Here is a 516-nt window from a genome sequence, read left to right on the forward strand (position 1 = left end):
GCAGCAGCGAGTTGAAGATGTCGGGGTGCGCCTTCTCGATCTCGTCGAACAGCACCACCGAGAACGGCTTGCGGCGCACCTTCTCGGTGAGCTGGCCGCCCTCCTCGAAGCCGACGAAGCCGGGAGGGGCACCGAACAGCCGCGAGACGGTGTGCTTCTCACCGAACTCGCTCATGTCGAGCGAGATCAGGGCGCCCTCGTCGTCGAACAGGAACTCGGCGAGCGCCTTGGCCAGCTCGGTCTTGCCGACACCGGTCGGCCCGAGGAACAGGAACGATCCGGTCGGGCGGTTCGGGTCGCTGATGCCGGCGCGCGAGCGGCGCACCGCGTCGGACACCGTGCGCACGGCCGGCTTCTGGCCGATGAGCCGCCGGCCGAGCTCGGCCTCGAGGTGCACGAGCTTCTCGGTCTCGCCCTGCAGGAGACGCCCGACCGGGATGCCGGTCCACGCGGCGATGACGGCCGCGATGTCCTCGTCGGTGACCTGCTCGTTGACCATGCGGTCACCGGCCGGCT

Annotated in this window: 1 protein-coding gene; it reads right to left on the reverse strand. The window is 69.8% G+C overall.

The features are described 5' to 3' along the window. The coding region (locus ACWKWX_RS32775) for an AAA family ATPase (RefSeq protein ID WP_483829953.1) at window positions 1-516 on the reverse strand (516 nt) is incomplete at both ends.

The organism is Pseudomonas imperatae (assembly GCF_057128625.1).